This window comes from Streptomyces sp. NPDC051320, assembly GCF_040682175.1.
Lineage (GTDB): Bacteria > Actinomycetota > Actinomycetes > Streptomycetales > Streptomycetaceae > Streptomyces.
In genome coordinates, this window is the sequence record NZ_JBFBAL010000008.1 from 214,338 (window position 1) to 229,743 (window position 15,406).

Annotated in this window: 16 protein-coding genes and 6 tRNA genes; 13 read left to right on the top strand and 9 right to left on the bottom strand. The window is 68.9% G+C overall.

Annotated elements, in window-relative coordinates:
• Window positions 1-20: 20 nt before the first annotated feature.
• From AB0M87_RS19680 to AB0M87_RS19700, 5 genes are all read right to left on the bottom strand, one after another.
• Window positions 21-92: transfer RNA gene (locus AB0M87_RS19680), tRNA-Val, on the bottom strand.
• Window positions 93-126: 34 nt separating this feature from the next.
• Window positions 127-198, bottom strand: a tRNA-Val gene (locus tag AB0M87_RS19685).
• Between the two features lie 33 nt (window positions 199-231).
• Window positions 232-303 (bottom strand) — tRNA-Val (locus AB0M87_RS19690).
• Window position 304: 1 nt separating this feature from the next.
• Window positions 305-378 (bottom strand) — tRNA-Cys (locus tag AB0M87_RS19695).
• Window positions 379-415: 37 nt separating this feature from the next.
• A tRNA-Gly gene (locus AB0M87_RS19700) sits at window positions 416-488 on the bottom strand.
• 144 nt (window positions 489-632) lie between these two features.
• Here AB0M87_RS19700 and AB0M87_RS19705 point away from each other — a divergent pair.
• The 3 genes from AB0M87_RS19705 (at window position 633) to AB0M87_RS19715 (ending at window position 3,423) form a co-directional block, all read left to right on the top strand.
• Window positions 633-1,691 carry a chorismate-binding protein gene (locus tag AB0M87_RS19705; protein ID WP_365854536.1) on the top strand — a complete coding sequence of 353 codons (1,059 nt, stop codon included), beginning with the start codon at window positions 633-635 and terminating at the stop codon, window positions 1,689-1,691.
• Window positions 1,688-2,509, top strand: a complete 822-nt coding sequence (locus AB0M87_RS19710; RefSeq protein WP_365854538.1) for an aminodeoxychorismate lyase — start codon at window positions 1,688-1,690, stop codon at window positions 2,507-2,509. Before AB0M87_RS19705 ends, AB0M87_RS19710 begins: the two co-directional genes overlap by 4 nt.
• Before the next feature lie 74 nt (window positions 2,510-2,583).
• Entirely contained in the window at window positions 2,584-3,423 is an 840-nt protein-coding gene (locus tag AB0M87_RS19715; protein WP_365854540.1) for a GNAT family N-acetyltransferase, read from the top strand.
• 6 nt (window positions 3,424-3,429) lie between these two features.
• Here the strand turns inward: AB0M87_RS19715 and AB0M87_RS19720 are convergent, their stop codons facing one another.
• A complete protein-coding gene (locus tag AB0M87_RS19720; protein ID WP_365854542.1) occupies window positions 3,430-3,987 on the bottom strand; it encodes a DsbA family protein in 558 nt (185 codons plus the stop codon).
• A 168-nt stretch (window positions 3,988-4,155) separates the two neighbouring features.
• Between AB0M87_RS19720 and AB0M87_RS19725 the strand changes: the two genes are divergently transcribed.
• The gene (locus AB0M87_RS19725) at window positions 4,156-4,602 is read left to right on the top strand and encodes a hypothetical protein (protein ID WP_365854544.1); all 447 of its coding nucleotides are present in this window, start codon (window positions 4,156-4,158) and stop codon (window positions 4,600-4,602) included.
• Between the two features lie 9 nt (window positions 4,603-4,611).
• On the opposite strand, the gene rhaI is transcribed toward AB0M87_RS19725, so the two are convergent.
• Window positions 4,612-5,778 carry an L-rhamnose isomerase gene (rhaI, locus tag AB0M87_RS19730; protein ID WP_365854546.1) on the bottom strand — a complete coding sequence of 389 codons (1,167 nt, stop codon included), beginning with the start codon at window positions 5,776-5,778 and terminating at the stop codon, window positions 4,612-4,614.
• A gap of 163 nt (window positions 5,779-5,941) precedes the next feature.
• On the opposite strand from rhaI, the gene AB0M87_RS19735 reads away from it, so the two are divergent.
• Both AB0M87_RS19735 and AB0M87_RS19740 read left to right on the top strand, forming a co-directional pair.
• Window positions 5,942-6,262, top strand: coding sequence for an L-rhamnose mutarotase (locus AB0M87_RS19735; RefSeq protein WP_365854548.1), 321 nt, complete (start codon window positions 5,942-5,944; stop codon window positions 6,260-6,262).
• Between the two features lie 175 nt (window positions 6,263-6,437).
• Window positions 6,438-6,596: a hypothetical protein gene (locus AB0M87_RS19740; protein WP_365854550.1), complete on the top strand. Its 159-nt coding sequence runs from the start codon at window positions 6,438-6,440 to the stop codon at window positions 6,594-6,596.
• Between the two features lie 30 nt (window positions 6,597-6,626).
• On the opposite strand, the gene AB0M87_RS19745 is transcribed toward AB0M87_RS19740, so the two are convergent.
• Window positions 6,627-7,187 (bottom strand): CGNR zinc finger domain-containing protein, encoded by a 561-nt coding sequence (locus tag AB0M87_RS19745; protein WP_365854814.1) that lies wholly within the window; start codon window positions 7,185-7,187, stop codon window positions 6,627-6,629.
• A 239-nt stretch (window positions 7,188-7,426) separates the two neighbouring features.
• A complete protein-coding gene (locus tag AB0M87_RS19750) occupies window positions 7,427-7,840 on the bottom strand; it encodes an SsgA family sporulation/cell division regulator (RefSeq protein WP_003959770.1) in 414 nt (137 codons plus the stop codon).
• Window positions 7,841-8,051: 211 nt separating this feature from the next.
• Here AB0M87_RS19750 and AB0M87_RS19755 point away from each other — a divergent pair, with 211 nt between their 5' ends.
• The 7 genes from AB0M87_RS19755 (at window position 8,052) to AB0M87_RS19785 (ending at window position 15,398) form a co-directional block, all read left to right on the top strand.
• Entirely contained in the window at window positions 8,052-8,465 is a 414-nt protein-coding gene (locus AB0M87_RS19755) for a TIGR02611 family protein (protein WP_365854552.1), read from the top strand.
• Window positions 8,466-8,519: 54 nt separating this feature from the next.
• Window positions 8,520-8,591: transfer RNA gene (locus tag AB0M87_RS19760), tRNA-Val, on the top strand.
• Between the two features lie 177 nt (window positions 8,592-8,768).
• Window positions 8,769-10,052, top strand: coding sequence for an extracellular solute-binding protein (locus AB0M87_RS19765; protein WP_365854554.1), 1,284 nt, complete (start codon window positions 8,769-8,771; stop codon window positions 10,050-10,052).
• A gap of 11 nt (window positions 10,053-10,063) precedes the next feature.
• Window positions 10,064-11,071 (top strand): sugar ABC transporter permease, encoded by a 1,008-nt coding sequence (locus AB0M87_RS19770; protein ID WP_365854556.1) that lies wholly within the window; start codon window positions 10,064-10,066, stop codon window positions 11,069-11,071.
• On the top strand, window positions 11,068-11,934 hold the full coding sequence (locus tag AB0M87_RS19775; RefSeq protein ID WP_365854558.1) for a carbohydrate ABC transporter permease: 867 nt from the start codon (window positions 11,068-11,070) through the stop codon (window positions 11,932-11,934). The genes AB0M87_RS19770 and AB0M87_RS19775 overlap by 4 nt, the downstream gene beginning before the upstream one ends.
• A gap of 4 nt (window positions 11,935-11,938) precedes the next feature.
• Window positions 11,939-12,544, top strand: a complete 606-nt coding sequence (locus AB0M87_RS19780; protein WP_365854560.1) for a hypothetical protein — start codon at window positions 11,939-11,941, stop codon at window positions 12,542-12,544.
• A gap of 112 nt (window positions 12,545-12,656) precedes the next feature.
• Entirely contained in the window at window positions 12,657-15,398 is a 2,742-nt protein-coding gene (locus tag AB0M87_RS19785; RefSeq protein ID WP_365854562.1) for a Tat pathway signal sequence domain protein, read from the top strand.
• The last annotated feature ends 8 nt before the right edge of the window (window positions 15,399-15,406 follow it).

Consider the following 15,406-nt stretch of genomic DNA (forward strand, 5'->3'; position numbering starts at 1 on the left):
GATCTGTCGTAGCTACTGCGTGCGCGATACTGGGATTGAACCAGTGACCTCTTCCGTGTCAGGGAAGCGCTCTCCCGCTGAGCTAATCGCGCGGGTGTCGATCTTCGATCTGTCGTAGCTACTGCGTGCGCGATACTGGGATTGAACCAGTGACCTCTTCCGTGTCAGGGAAGCGCTCTCCCGCTGAGCTAATCGCGCGGGACGGACACCCAGCCGTAGCGGGGGATCCAGTGGACGATACTGGGATTGAACCAGTGACCTCTTCCGTGTCAGGGAAGCGCTCTCCCGCTGAGCTAATCGTCCTTGGAGGTGGAGACGGGATTTGAACCCGTGTAGACGGCTTTGCAGGCCGTTGCCTCGCCTCTCGGCCACTCCACCAGGAGTGAGTACGGGGGTCGGGAAGATCCCCACATCGAGCGGACGACGAGATTCGAACTCGCGACCCTCACCTTGGCAAGGTGATGCTCTACCAACTGAGCCACGTCCGCTTGTTTCCGGAACCACTCGCGCGTCCCGTCGACGTGGTGAACTCTAGCGGATTCCCGGGCCAGTACAAAAACGCGTTTCCGCAGCGTGCTGCGGTGCGTTCGCTCCGGAGTCGGCTGTCGGCCGCCGGTCCTAGACTCGTCACCGTGCCCCACCTCGATCCTTTGGCCCGCTTCGGCCGCCGAGTCGCCTCCGACCTGCGCGATGTCACCGACGACCCGGCAGCCCTCGACTCGTCCGGCTTCTGGGCGGTGACCGCGGACTTCGAGGGCCGGCTGGTCTGCGCCAGGTTCGGGGACGTCCGTACGGAACCGGTGCCCGCCGCGGTCCCGGGCCGCTGGCGGGGCCCCGCCGCCGGTGACTGGACGTCCGCGCTCGACCGGGCGGCGTACACCAAGGGCGTCCGCCGCATCCGGGACCACGTGGCGGCCGGTGACGTCTACCAGGTCAACCTCTGCCGCGTGCTCTCCGCGCCGCTGCCCGATCCGGCCGCCGCCGACATCGACGCACTCACCTCGCTGCTCGCCGCCGGCAATCCCGGCGCGTACGGCGGGACGATACGGCTGCCGGCGCACGGCGTGGAGATTGCCACCGCGTCCCCCGAGCTCTACGTGCGCAGGGCCGGCCGGACCGTCGAATCCGGGCCGATCAAGGGAACCGCACGCACCCCCGGAGACCTCCTGGAGAAGGACCGCGCGGAGAACGTGATGATCGTGGACCTGGTGCGCAACGATCTCGGCCGGGTCTGCGCCCCCGGTTCGGTCACCGTGCCGCAGCTCTGCGGGATCGAGCCCTACCCCGGACTGGTCCACCTGGTGTCCACGGTCCGCGGTGAACTGGCCGCCGGTGCCGGCTGGCCGGAGCTGCTCGCAGCCACCTTTCCGCCCGGCTCGGTGACCGGGGCGCCCAAGGCGAGCGCCCTGCGGATCATCGAGGAACTGGAGCCCGCGCAGCGCGGACCCTACTGTGGAGGTATCGGCTGGGTCGACGCCGACCGGGGCACCGCGGAACTCGCGGTCGGCATCCGGACGTTCTGGATCGACCGCGCCGCCGACGGCGGCCCTGCTCTGCGCTTCGGCGCGGGAGCCGGCATCACCTGGGGCTCCGACCCCGAGGGTGAATGGGACGAGACCGAGCTGAAGGCGTCCCGGCTGCTCGCGATAGCGTCGGGCGCGAACGAGGCGATCGGAAGGACCACCCCATGAAGATCTGGGTCAACGGCGGACTGCGGGACGCCGACACCGCGCTGGTGTCCGTTCTCGATCACGGCCTGACCGTGGGAGACGGCATCTTCGAGACCGTCAAGGCGACCGGCGGGCGCACCTTCGCGCTGACCCGCCACCTGGACCGGCTGACCCGCTCCGCCCGGGGCCTCGGGCTGCCGGAGCCGGACCTCGACGAAGTGCGGCAAGCCTGCGCGGTGGTCCTGGACGCCAATCCGATGCCGCTGGGCCGGCTGCGGATCACTTACACCGGTGGGCTTTCGCCCCTGGGGTCCGACCGCGGCGACGCGGGGGCCACCCTGGTCGTCGCGGTCGGCGAGACGGTGCGCCGCCCGGACACCACCGCCGCGGTGACCGTGCCGTGGACGCGGAACGAACGCGGTGCGGTGACCGGCCTCAAGACCACCTCGTACGCCGAAAACGTCGTCGCGCTCGCCCGAGCACACGCCGACGGCGCCACCGAGGCGCTGTTCGCCAACACCGTGGGCCGGCTCTGCGAGGGCACCGGCTCCAACGTCTTCGTAGTCATCGACGGCGAACTGCACACCCCGCCGCTGACTTCCGGCTGCCTGGCCGGGATCACCCGCGCCCTGACCCTCGAATGGACCGGCGCCCGCGAGAGCGATCTGCCGCTGGACGTCCTGGAGCGCGCCGACGAGATCTTTCTGACCTCCACCCTGCGCGATGTGCAGGCCGTCCACCGGATCGACGGACGCGAACTCGCGGAGTCACCGGGCCCGGTGACCGCGAAGGCCATGCGGATCTGGGACGAGCGCGCCGCGGATGACCTGGACCCGTGAATTCGGTCCCGTAAAGGACGGCCCGGATCCGAAAGGGAGATGACGGGGCAGCACAAGGTGGGTAGAACTCCCTGGTGACCACCACCCTGCGGCCGACCGGGCCGCTCCAGCAGGGCGCCGACGGCGCGAAAGCACGTGCGTATCAGGTCTGCGTGAACAGCCGCCCGGTGGGTGCGGTGGAACTCCGCACGGATCCCTCCTTCGGTTCGCGCTGGGGGATCATCGGCGATCTGCGGATCGACGAGCCGGACCGCGGCCGTGGTCGGGGCACGGTCGCCGCGCTCGCCGCCGAGGAGGTGCTGCGCGGCTGGGGCTGCGGCCATGTGAGCGGCTCGGTGCCGGCCGAGGAGGGCGCTGCCCTGCGGATGGCCGCCGCGCTCGGCTACACCGAACGCAGCAGACACACGCTCAAGGAGTTGCCCCAGCAGCCGCCCGCACTACCCGCCGGCGTCGACCACCGGGGCATGCGCGAGGACGAGTTCGCGCGCTGGCGGGCCACGGCGGTCGTCAGCTACGCGCAGGTCTGGATCGACCGGGGGGTCCCGGAGGCCGACGCACGTGCCAAGGCGGAGGCCGATCACCGAACGAACCTCCCCGACGGCCTCGCCACCGCGGGCAGCACGTTCGACGTGCTCGTCGTGGACGGGCAGGCGGTCGGGCACGTCTGGGTCGCGGGGAGGGAGGTACGCCCCGGTGAGCAGGGCGCCTTCGTCTTCGACGTCGAGGTCGCCGAGGAGCACCGCGGCCACGGCCACGGCCGTTCACTGATGCGGGTGGCCGAGCGCGAGGCACTGGCGGCCGGGGCGCGGCTGATCAAGCTGAACGTCTTCGCGGACAACACCCCGGCCGTCCGGCTGTACGAGTCGCTCGGGTACCGGGCCGTCCAGCGGCACTACGCGAAGCCGCTGCTCTAGGTGTGCCTAGGCGCTTGGGCCGGCGTCGGAGCCGGGGACCGCATCCGCACCGGCGTCGTCGGCGAGCAGCCGGTCGGTGATCTCCTCGATCCGCTCACGGAGTCCCTGCTGGCTCTTGCCCCCGTCGAGCCGCTGCCCGCCGATGACGTAGGTGGGCGTGCCCGTGACCCCGATCGCCTGGCCCTCGGCCTGGTCGGCGTCGACGGTCAGCAGGTGCCGGCCGTCGATCAGGGCGGTGTCGAACTCGTCGGCATCGAGGCCAAGCTCCCCAGCGGCCTGCAGCAGGACCGGCTCACCCTTGGCCGCGAGCTCCTCGGTGCGAGCGAGTACGGCTTCTGTGTACGGCCAGCCCTTCCCCTGCTCGAACGCCTCCTCGGCGGCCTGGGCGGCGGCGTAGGCGTGCCGGTGCTTGTCGAGGGGGAAGTGCCGCAGCCGCACGTCGAGCCGCTCGCCGTAGCGGGCGCGCAGCGCGCGCAGGTCGTCGAGGGCGCCGCGGCAGTCGGGGCACTGCAGCTCGCACCAGACGTCCAGGACGACGGGGCGCGCGGGGGAGGAGTCGCTCATGGGGTCAGTCTCCCAGCAGCGCGGCCGTGGGCCCAACCCGGACCCGACAGGACCGGGACCTGAGGAGGATCCGCCCCGGAGATGTCCCTGAGGTGCCACCGGATCGTGGCCCGGGTGCCGCACTCAGGTGCAGGATGGAGGGAAGCACCCACGGCAGGAGGAGACCGGATGATTGCCGAGACCGTCTGTTCCGCGGTGTCCGCGGCAGGGCTGGGCATCGCAGCGATCACGGCGTACCGCAGGCGTTTCCTGTCGGCCACCCGTATCGCCGCCTACTCCCTGGTGCCGGTGGGCCTGGTACTCACGGGTGTGGTCGGCTGGGTGTCCGGCATGGTCTTCAAGCCGTCGGTCTGGCTGGGCTTCGGTCTGCTCGGGGCCGCCTGGCTGCTCTTCGCCGTCACCCGAGCCGTCGAGCGCCGCTCCGGCAGCACCCGTAAGGAACGCAAGGCGGCGAAGGAGGCACAGCGCGACGCGGTGGCCCCCGCCGCTTCTGCGCCTTCGCTGCCGGGCCGTGCCACGGCAGCGAAGCCGCAGACCCAGGACGAGCCCAGGGCCGCCGCGCCGACGGAGGACTTCTCCGACGTCGAGGCGATCCTGAAGAAGCACGGGATCTGACGGGGCTGCTCACGCCCCCCAGCCGGCTTGCGTTCCCCCCACACGCTCGGCAGCGATGCGCTCCTGCCGCCCCGATGCCAGATAGGCGGAGAACGGGTCGGGGCGCAGCCCGTGCTCCTCGCGGATCCCGGCGAGGAGCGGGCGGACGTCGGTGTTGTACGCGTCCATCAGTACGGCATTCGCAGCCAGCACGTCGCCGGAGCGCTGGGCCGCGGCGAGCGCCGCCGCATCGACCGTGAGCGCCTTGGCGGTGGCCTCCTGGACGTTCATCACCGACCGGATCATGGCCGGCACCTTGGCCTCGATGTTGTGGCACTGATCGAGCATGAAGTTGACCTGTGCGCCGGGTTCCAGACCGCCGTTGACGACCACCTCGTGCATGATCCTGAACAGCTGGAACGGGTCGGCGGCCCCGGCCATCAGGTCGTCGTCCGCGTAGAAGCGCGAGTTGAAGTCGAAGGCCCCGAGCTTTCCCTCGCGCAGCAGCAGGGCGACAATGAACTCGATGTTGGTGCCCGGCGCGTGGTGACCGGTGTCCACCACGACCTTCGCCTTCGGGCCGAGCTTGAGGCAGTGGGCGTACGCCGTGCCCCAGTCGGGGACGTCCGTGGCGTAGAAGGCGGGCTCGAAGAGCTTGTACTCGAGCAGCATTCGCTGGTCGTCGCCGAGCCGTTCGTACACCACGGCCAGGGCCTCGGCGAGCCGGCCCTGGCGGGTCGCCACATCGTCCTGGCCCGGGTAGTTGGTGCCGTCCGAGAACCACAGCTTCAGGTCCGATGATCCGGTGGCGTCCATGATGTCGACGCACTCCAGCAGATGCGCGAGCGCTTTGCGGCGCACGGCGGGGTCGGGATGCGTCACCGATCCCAGCTTGAAGTCGTCGTCCTGGAAGACGTTCGAGTTGATCGCGCCGAGCGTCAGCCCCAGCTTCCCGGCGTGCGAAGCCAGCGCAGCGTAGTCGTCGACCCGGTCCCACGGGATGTGCAGCGAAACCCGGGGCGCCACTCCGGTGAAGGCGTGCACCTGCGCCGCGTCGTCCAGCTTCTCGAACGGATCCCGTGGGACGCCGGGCTGTGCGAACACCTTGAACCGGGTGCCGGAGTTCCCGTAGCCCCATGACGGGGTCTCGATGGCCTGCGATGTGAGCGCGGCTTTCACGGCCGAGGATCCGGACATGGCTCAACCCCTTGAGTGAATCGATTCATTGCATGGTGAAGCTAGCGGCGGTGACGTGCTCCGTCAACCCTTGACGCGGCCTATCGGAGTGGTTAGCTTCGCGGTCGTTTGAAACATTTCACCCACCGGGCCGTTCGCCCGGCCGAGCCGAGGGAACGGACATATGCAACGGGTCTGCTTCGTGCTGAGGGTTCGCCGCGACCGGCTCACCGAGTACCGGGAGCGTCACCGGCAGGTGTGGCCGGAGATGCGAGCGGCCCTGTCCGAGGCCGGGTGGCGCAACTACTCGCTCTTCCTGAACGACGACGGCCTTCTTGTCGGCTATCTGGAGACCAACGATTTCGAGCGAGCCCGTGCGGCCATGGATGCGACCGAGGTCAATGCCCGCTGGCAGGCGGAGATGGCAGGCCTCTTCGAGGAACTCGACGGGACGGCTCCGGATGCCGCGATGCGTCCGCTGGGCGAGATCTTCCATCTCGCCTGAGCGAGAGCCGGTCGGGCGCCCAGAGGTACGGGTGTGAGCCCTGCGGCCTTCGGCGCCGGCGCACTGACATTCGGCGCACGCATGTCCCGCAGCCCGCGACATCCAGCGAACTGCCCATGAACGAATGCGTGTTGGCCGGCGAAATCGTTCTCCGCTGCGTCATCATCGGGCCGAGATGCTCGATACCTCGCGGGACGATGTCGCCGCCCCCACCCCTGCCCCTGAGCCGCGTGGCTGCCTCTTCGCGCTCTCCCAGCCACCCCTCATGATCTTTCTCGGGGTGATCGGCTGCCTGCTGCTGATGGCGGCCGTGCACGATCTCTTTCTGCTGTGACCCGGCCACCTTCCGCTGTGCCCCGCCACGTCAGCTCGTGGCGGCCTTGCGACGCGCCCGGTAGGCGGCGACATGCAGCCGGTTGCCGCAGGTACGGCTGTCGCAGTAGCGCCGGGAGCGGTTCCGTGAGAGGTCGACGAAGGCATGCCCGCAGTCCGGCGCTTCGCAGCGGCGCAGCCGCTCCTGCTCGCCCGCCACGACGATGAAGGCCAGCGCCATGCCGCCGTCGGCGGCCAGATGGTCGGCGACCGAGGCGCCGGGGGCGAAGTAGTGGACGTGCCACTCGTAGCCGTCGTGGTCGGTGAGCTGCGGGGTGGTGCCCGCCGAGGCCACCAGCTCGTTGACGGTCTCGGCCGCGGTGCGGGGGTCGGGCGCCGCGAACACGTCGGCGAACCGCTCCCGGACTGCCAGCACGGCTTTCCTGTCCTCTTCCCCGAGGCTGCCGACTCCGCTGACCGAGTACTGCTGGACGAACGCGTACAGCCCGGCGACGTCGGCGAGCGGATCGGCGTCCCCGGTGTCCGCCGGAGTGGTGTTCAGCAGACCGACCACCGCGTCGAGGGCGATCCGGGTGTCGTGGGGGATCAGCACCATGCGCTCCCTGGCCGGCGGCGGGCCGGCGCCCGCCGATGCTGGCCGACTCTAGTCGCTCACCCGGTCGGGCCCCAGGCATGCTGCGGCCGCGCGAGCGGAGAGGTGCGACGGGGGGAGCACAGCGAACGCCGCCCCGTGATGGATTCGACGGGAGCGACGCTCGGCATCTGCCCTATGTGGTTGTGCGCGGCGCCGTCGCCCCGAGTCGGACGGCGCCGGGCGTCTCGCGGTCTGGCTCAGCTTTCGGCCAGGATGTGGGAGAGCTCCGTGTCAAGGTCGAAGTGACGGTGTTCCGTACCGGGTGGCACGGCGGCGTCGGTCCGCTTCAGGAACGACTCCAGGGCCCTCGCTGGGGCTTCGAGCAGGGCTTCGCCCTCCGGAGAGCTCAGGGCGATGCAGACGACGCCCTGACCATGGCTGCGGGACGGCCAGACTCGGACGTCACCGGTGCCGGTGGGCCTGTGCAGCCCCTCGGCGAGGAGATCGCGGGCGAAGACCCACTCCACGGTCTCCTCGGCTCCGGTATGGAAGGTGGCATGCACGGCATACGGATCGGCCGTGTCATACCGCAGGCCCGCGGGTACAGGCAGTGATGACTCGCTCGACACAACGAGGCGCAGGTGCAGCTCGCAGCTGACCGTGGTGTTCATAAGCGCCAGGGCCTTTCGCTCAGTGTGCGCTCGGGGATTCGCACGTCGGCGAAATCGACATGCCACCTACGGTGCCGTTGTAAACCCCTCTGACCGTTTTGTGGCCCTTCAGGTCCCTCGTACGGCGGAACGTTGCTTGAGGCCGTTGGGCCATTGCGGTGAAGCGTGGTGAGCCGCTGCTCGGCCCGTCGGGTCGGGTAGGTTGGGAGGCATGAGTACGCAGAGTGACCGGCGGGACGAGTCCGCCTCCGAGCCGGCGCTCGGCTCCCGGGCGCCCGCGTTCGTCAGGGCGTCCAGGGCTCTCCATCTGAGCTGGCAGGTCGGCGTGTTCCTGGTGGGCCTCGCCGTGGTCGCCGGGGGCGTGGTGCTGCTGCCGCTGCCGGGTCCCGGCTGGGTTGTGATCTTCGGCGGTATGGCGATCTGGGCGACGGAGTTCGTCTGGGCCCAACTGGTGCTCCGCTGGGCGAAGCGGAAAGTCACCGAGGCGGCGCAGAAGGCACTCGACCCCAAGGTGCGCCGCCGGAATCTCGTGCTGACGGCGATCGTGCTGGTGGTCGTGGCGGCGTTGGCCGTGATCTACGTCCGGCAGTTCGGATTCGTCATGCCGTGGAAGATCAACCACTGATCCCGGGGTGGTCCGGGACGGCCTCGCCCATGCGGTAATGTTTGTTCCACGCCCGGGCGATTAGCTCAGTGGGAGAGCGCTTCGTTCACACCGAAGAGGTCACTGGTTCGAACCCAGTATCGCCCACCGCCCGGACCGATGGCCCGGAGGCTTCCGCCTCCGGGCCATCGGCCGTTCTGCCGCCCGATGGCGTCGAATCGCTTCGAGGATTTTCGTCCGAACTGTTGACGGCTGCGCCACGGCTTTCTACCTTGTCCCGCAAGCGCTTTCCTAAAACGTTTCAATTTTTGCGGAGGTCGAACTGTGGACACGACTGGGAGTGTTGACCGCCGTAGCCTGCTGAGAGCAGCCGGTGCATCCGTGGCCGCGCTCGGCCTGACGGTCGCCGGGTGCGGCGCGGGTGGCGGATCCGGCGGTGGCACCGTCACCCTGCGGTACGCGTGGTGGGGGGCGGATGACCGGGCCAAGAAGATCAACCGGACCATCGCGCTCTTCGAGAAGCGATACCCGAAGATCAAGATCAAGACCGACTTCCAGCCCTACGCCGACTTCTGGACCAAGTTCCAGACCCAGGCGTCCGGGGGCAATCCGCCGGACGTCTTCCAGAACGCCATCGGCTTCCTGCGCAAGTACAACGACAAGCACGTGCTGCTCGATCTCAAGCAGCAGGTGAGCGCCGGCCATCTGAGCATGGCCGGCTTCCGGGCCGGGCTGGCGAAGTTCGGCGAGGTCGACGGCAAGCTCCTCGGCGTCCCCGTGGGTTCGAACTCGATGGCGCTGGTGATCGACAAGGACGCGTACCGGAAGGCCGGGATCGCGCCGAAGCTCGGCTGGACCTGGAACGACTACTACGCGGGCCTCAAGAAGATCCGTGACACCCAGCACATCGGCGGTGACTCGGGGCCGATGGGGATCATGTACGTCTACGACCTGGTACTCCGGCAGACCGGCAAGGCGTTCTTCACGGACAAACAGCTGGGCTTCACCGAGGCGGACCTCACCGACTGGTGGACCAAGGGCCTGGACGGAGTGAAGTCCGGGATCTATGCCGACCCGAAGAAGATCGAGCAGGTCAAGCCCAAGGCGGGTCTCTCGGCCGGTCTTTCGGGCGGGGAGTTCACCTGGGACAACTTCTCGGTGCGCTACACCGCCGAGGGTAAGGGGAACTACGGCCTGGCCCCGATCCCGTCGACGGACGGCAAAACCACCGGTCAGTATCTCGGTTCCCTGATGCTCAGCGGGTCGGCGCGGACCAAGCACCCCGTGGAAGTCGCCCAGTTCATCAACTTCATGGTCCATGACCCGGAGGTCGGCAGGATCATGGGTTTCGACCGGGGCGTTCCCGCGACGACCGCCCAGTTCGACGCGTTCAAGCCGACGGACACCGTCTCCCAGGGGATTTCCGCCTACGAGACGCAGATCGCGGACGCCGGGGTCCTGCAGACCATCACGCCGCACCCGGCGGGCGCCGACACCTGTGAGGCCGCCTTCCTGCGTATCGCCACCGATGTGAGTCTGCAGACCACATCGGTGGCCAAGGCCGTCACACAGTTCTTCTCCGAAGCAAAGACCGCGCTGGCGTCGTGAGGGGGTCCGCGGTGACGCACGTCGAGGATGCCGGGCCGAAGAGGTCCGTCAGGAGCCCCGGCACCCGGACCGGCCCGGGGCCGGCTGCCGGCCCCGCCACCCCCGGGAGCCGGGGCAGGGACGCGGGCCGGAGCCGGCGGGAGAATCTCGCCGGCTATCTCTTCCTGGCCCCGTGGGTGGCCGGCCTGCTGATTCTCACCGCGGGGCCGATGCTCGTATCGCTCTATCTGTCGTTCACCGACTACGACCTCTTCGACGCTCCGAAGTGGATCGGCCTGCACAACTTCAGCGAGATGTTCGGTGACCCGCGCTGGCAGAAGTCGGTCCGGGTGACGTTGCAGTACGTGGCCGTCGGCACGCCCCTGAAGCTGCTGCTGGCGCTCGGGGTGGCTCTGCTGCTCCATCAGAACCGCCGGGGCCAGGCCTTCTACCGCGCCGCGTTCTACACTCCGTCGCTGATCGGCGCGAGCGTGTCCATCGCCATCGTGTGGCGGGCGCTCTTCTCGGACGGCAGCGTCGTCGACCGGGTGCAGCAGCTCTTCGGTATCCACGCCGGCGGCTGGATCAGCAATCCGGAGTGGAAGCTCTACTCCCTGGTGCTGCTCACGGTATGGCAGTTCGGCGCGCCGATGGTGATCTTTCTCGCGGGACTGAAGCAGGTGCCCCGCGAACTCTACGAGGCGGCCGAGGTCGACGGCGCGGGCACCTGGCGGAGGTTCTGGAGCATCACCCTGCCGATGATCTCCCCGGTGCTCTTCTTCAATCTGCTGCTGGAGACCATCCACTCCTTCCAGATCTTCGGTTCGGCCTACATCCTCGGCAGTGCCGGCTCCAGCTGCGGTCCGGCCGACTCCGTCCTCGTCTACACCTGTTACCTCTACGACCAGGGCTTCGCCGGCGGCCGGATGGGCTTCGCCTCCGCCATGGCGTGGGTGCTGCTGGTCACCGTCGGGCTGGTCACGGCGGTCCTGTTCTGGTCCCAGAAGCGCTGGGTGTACTACGAGGAGGCGAGCCGGTGACGACACCGACCGTGCGCAGCGGCCACCGCAGGACGAACGCCGGGTCGCTGGCCTGGCACATCGGGGCGCTGGCGATCCTGGCCGTGGTGCTCTATCCGGTGGTCTGGGTGATCGGCGGCTCGCTGAAACCCAGCGACCGGATCGTCGGGAGCCTGGACCTGTTCCCCACCGATCCGATCACCAGGAACTACAGCCGGCTCGCCGAGGGCATCGCGGACATCCCGATCTCCACGTTCTTCGTCAACTCCCTCTTCCTTGCCGTCGGGTCGGTGATCGGCGTGCTGATCTCCTGCTCGCTGGCGGCCTACGCCTTCGCCAGGATCAAGTTCGCCGGGCGCAACGCGCTGTTCGCCGTCATGATCGGCACGCTGTTGCTGCCGTACCACGTCCTGCTGATCCCGCAGTACGTGCTGTTCCAGAAGCTGTCCCTGATCAACACCTACACTCCGCTGCTGCTGGGCAAGTACCTGGCCACGGATGCCTTCTTCGTCTTTCTGATAATGCAGTTCATGCGGAACCTGCCGCGGGAACTGGACGAGGCGGCCCGGCTGGACGGCTGCGGGCACCTGCGCATCTACTGGTCGATCGTGCTGCCGCTGTGCAGGCCGGCCCTGATCACCAGTGCGATCTTCACCTTCATCAACTCCTGGAACGACTTCCTCGGGCCGCTGATCTATCTCAACGAGCCCGACAAGTACACCGTCTCGATGGGTCTGAAGATGTTCGTCGACCAGGACGCCGTCGCGGACTACGGGGGGATGGTGGCCATGTCGATGGTCGCTCTGCTGCCGGTGCTGGCGTTCTTCGTGGCCTTCCAGCGTTATCTGGTCGACGGCATGGCGACCTCGGGACTGAAGGGCTGAGGGCGTGGTGAATCCGACGAGTACGCTACGGCGGGCGAAGCGGGCCGGTCGCCGCGCCCGGCGTCACGAGACCGTCCTGCACTCGCGTTTCGCGATCTTCGCCGAATCGCTGCTCACCGGTGTCTGGCTGGCGGTCGCCGCGCTGCCGCTGGTCACCCTCCTTCCGGCGTTCGCCGCCGGCTGTGCCCATCTGCGGCGCCACCTGGAGAGCCGGCCCTGCGGCTGGCGGGAGTTCGCCGCCGATGTGCGGGAAGCGGCGCGCAGCGGTTGGCGCTTCTCGTTGCTGTGGTGGGCGGTGATCGCCCTGCTCGTCTTCGACTGGCGAGTGGCCCGCTCGGGGCTGCTGCCGGGCGGTCCGCTGCTGGTCGCCGTCGCGGCGCTCGGCCTGCCGGCGGTCACCGTCGCCGGACTGCGCACGGCGGCGGCCTGGCGGCCCGGCCGTCCCTGGCAGCTCGTGCGCACCCTCGATCTCGGGGGCTCCCTGCTGCTCGTCGGGGGGTTCGCCGCGGTCGCGGCCTCCGCCTGGCAGATCCCGCCGCTCGCTGTCCCGGCCGTCGGCTGTCTCGCGGCGGCGGCCGTCGCTCTGGAACGGCGCGCCGCTCTGCGCTGATCCGCCACGGCCGCCGGGTTCGCCCCGCGTCGTCCACCTGCACGAACACAGACTGTCATGCACCTGACTTTATGTCCGACCTGTGTACCTGACCTTCATGAGTGGAGTCCCGATGTCCCCGATTCCCCGGCGTCACGTCCTCAAGGCAGCAGTCCTGGCCGGTGCGGCCACCCAGTTCTCCTGGGTACTCGGCGGTGGCAACACGGCGGCCGCGGCAGAGCGGTCCGCCGACGGCCCGGTCAACATCACCTGGCTGGAGGAGGGCGGACTCGGCGCAGCCCCGGGCAGTACCTTCGGGGTCCCCTGGCCCAAGGGGCAGTACGGCAAGGACCAGACCTTCGCCCTCGCCACCGCCGACGGCAAGCAGCTCCCCGTGCAGACCTGGACCACCGCGACCTGGCCGGACGGGTCCCTCAAGTGGACCGCACACGCGGCCGCCGAAGGCCTGGCGGGGGACAAGAGCTATCGGCTCACGCCGGGCGGCACGGCCGCCGCGCCCGCGAAGGAGGTGACGGTCAGTGAGAAGGGCGGCCGCATCACCGTGCGTACCGGGGTCATCGAGGCCGTCATCGCGCACGACGGCCACCGGCTCATCGAGTCGCTGACCCGCGGCGGCACCGAGATCGCGTCGAACGGCCGGCTCGTCCTGCTGCGGCAGGGCAAACTGGACGACGACGACCAGGGCGACGCCCGGTGGGAGCGGTTCGACGGCGAGATCACCGGGACCACCGTCGAGCAGCGCGGCCCGGTACGCGCGGTGGTCCGGATCGACGGCAAACACCGCAAGGGCAACCACCGTTGGCTGCCGTTCTCGGTACGCCTGTACTTCTACGCGGGCGCCGATTCCTTCCGCATGATGCACACCATCAACTTCGACGGCGAGCAGACCCCCGGCCGCTCGTCCGGCGACTTCATCCGCGGACTCGGTGTCCGGTTCAGCGTTCCGATGCGCGACGAGGCGTACGACCGGCACATCCGTATCGGCGGCGACGACACCGGGATGCTGCGCGAGGCGGTCAAGGGCATCACGGGGCTCCGCCGGGATCCGGGAGCCGCCGTGCAGGCGGCACAGTTCGCGGGCGAAAAGCTGCCCGATCCGGCCACCTGGGACCAGCGCGTCACCACCCGGCTGCCGCTCATCCCCACCTGGGGCGACTACACCCTGAGCCAGCTGTCCGCGGACGGCTTCACCCTGCGCAAACGCACCACCGAGGGCTACGGCTGGATCCCGGCGGGCGGCGGACGGCGCGCATCCGGTTTCGGATACGTCGGCGGGGCGAGCGGCGGACTCTCCTTCGGACTGCGCGACTTCTGGCAGAAACACCCCGCCCAGCTCGACATCCGCGGCGCCCACACCGACCGCGCCGACGTCACCCTCTGGCTCTGGTCGCCGGAGGCGCAGCCGATGGATCTGCGGTTCTATCACGACGGTATGGGCCAGGACACCTACGCCAAGCAACTGGAGGGACTGGAGATCACCTACGAGGACTACGAACCGGAGTTCGGCACCCCGTACGGCATCGCCAGGACCAGCGAACTCGTCTTCTGGGCCAATGGATCGACGCCATCGGCCGAGGTACTCGCCCAGCAGGCCGAAGCCGTGCGTACGCTGCCCCAGCTGGTCGCGCCGCCCGCCCAGTCCATCGCGGCGAAGGTCTTCGGCGGACTCTTCTCCGAGCCCGACCGTTCCACACCCGCCAAGGCGAAGATCGAGGACCATCTGGACTTCCTCTTCACCTACTACCGCGACCAGGTGGAGATGCGCCGCTGGTACGGCTTCTGGGACTACGGAGACTTCATGCACTCCTACGACCCGGCCCGCCACCAGTGGCGCTACGACGTCGGCGGTTACGCCTGGGACAACTCAGAACTGTCGCCCGACATCTGGCTCTGGTACGCCTACCTGCGCTCCGGACGCGCCGACATCTTCCGCTTCGCCGAGGCGCTCACCCGGCACACCGGTGAGGTGGACGTCTACCACCTCGGCCAGTGGGCCGGCCTCGGTACCCGGCACGGGGTCCAGCACTTCGCCGACAGCGCGAAGCAGCAGCGGATCGCCAACACCACCTACCGGCGCTTCTACTACTTCCTCACCGCCGACGAGCGGGTGGGCGACCTGATGCACGCCAATGTCGACTCGGACGAGACCTTCATGGTCCTCGACCCGCAGCGCAAGGTCCGCACCGATCCCTACACCCCCGACCGGAACGCGCTGTCCATCGGTTTCGGTACCGACTGGAGCGGCCTCGTCTCGGCCTGGCTCACCGAGTGGGAGCGCGGCGGATCCAAGGCGGAGAAGGCCAAGGCCCGGGTGCTCTCCACCATGGAAACGATCGCCGCCCAGCCCAACGGCTTCGTGCAGGGCAGCGGACTGTACGACCTGGACACCGGGAAGTTCGCCGTGGCCGACAAGCCCGTCGTCTCGGTCTCGCACCTCTCGGCGGTGTTCGGCCTCAACGAACTCTGCGCCGAACTCATCGACATCGTGGACATGCCGAAGTTCAAGGAGGTGTACCTCGACTACTGCCGCTACTTCAACGCCACCAAGACCGAACAAGCCGCCCGCTACGGCTCGAACTTCGGCACGCTGCTGCTCTTCCAAGGCCATTCGCGGCTGGATGCGTACGCCGCGGTGCAGACCGGCGACACCAAGCTGGTGACCCGTGCCTGGCAGAAGTTCTACAACAGCGACGGATACCAGGAGTCCGCGCCCTGGACCACCGAGAAGGTCACCGGCCCGGTCACCCTGGTGCCGGGCAGTGAGGCCAACTGGGTCTACACCAACGACACCTCGTTGTACGGACTGGCCGCGATCGAGAACCTGGCGCTTCTCGGGGACAAGATGCCCAGCTGAGCAGTCCT